The sequence below is a fragment of the Streptomyces tendae genome (genome assembly GCF_014650435.1).
In the GTDB taxonomy this organism is placed as follows: Bacteria; Actinomycetota; Actinomycetes; order Streptomycetales; family Streptomycetaceae; genus Streptomyces; species Streptomyces tendae.
This window is the reverse complement of record NZ_BMUY01000078.1, coordinates 1-930: the sequence shown is the minus strand read 5'-3', so window position 1 is coordinate 930 and position 930 is coordinate 1. Positions and strand designations below refer to the sequence as shown.

Sequence of the window (930 nt, the reverse complement as noted above, 5' to 3'; positions counted from 1 at the left end):
CGTTCGTGATGATCTGGATCGCGTACAAGCCGCAGGTCCGTACGAGTGCGACGGAGCAGACCGAGCAGGCCGGTGCCGCGCTCGCGCCCAGCCCGAGCGCCACACCGGAGACGCTGCCCAGTAGTGCGGAGTCCGCGCCGGTCGAGCAGCCGCAGATACAGCAGCCGCCGGCCACGCAGGAGCCGGAGAAGGACAACGGCGGCGGCGACGGCGGCGACAAGGGCGGAGGCGGGGGCGGGGGCGGTGAGTCCAAGAAGCCCAAGCCGCCCGTACGCACCGCGGCCACGGCCGTGAAGGAGGTCGCCGCCCGCAGCGAGGGCCGGCACATCTGCTACCGCGCCTACGTGGCCGACCAGGGCTGGCAGGCTCCGGTCTGCGACGGTGCCGAGGCCGGCACGGTCGGCAAGAACCTCCCGATCAAGGCTCTGAACATCGCCGTGTCCGGGACCAAGGGTGTGACGGGCAACGGAGCCCACGTCGTCGAGGCATGGCTCAACGGCAGCAAGTGGGAGAGCGTCCCCGACAAGACCGACATGTACCTGGGCAGCACCAAGGAGGCGGTCTCGCCGATGGAGGGGTTCACCCTCAAGACCGTCGAAGGCACCGTCTGCCCCAACACCCACGTCAAGGACAAGGGCTGGCTGAAGCAGGGCTGCACCGAGCCGGGCGACTGGCGGTACTTCGGCAGCAACATGGAGAACGACCGACTCCAGCTCGAAGCGGTTCGCATCACGGTCTGACGGCGTATGCGAGGGCAACCGCCTTTGCCCTTGCGACTCCTGACGTATGGGTAAGGCACCGCCTAGCGTCGGCGCGTGAGCCTTTGGACCTCTCTGGAGCCCGCGTCCGCGACTGTGGACCCCGGCAGTAGTACGCGTGTGCGCCTGAGGGTGCGTAATACCGGTGATGTCGTCGACGAGTATCGGTTCG

General features: G+C 68.4%; 1 pseudogene. It reads left to right on the top strand.

The annotated features are described in order from the left end of the window. Window positions 1-740 (top strand): annotated as a pseudogene (locus tag IE258_RS40675) (hydrolase); the annotation flags it as partial. Window positions 741-930 lie beyond the last annotated feature (190 nt).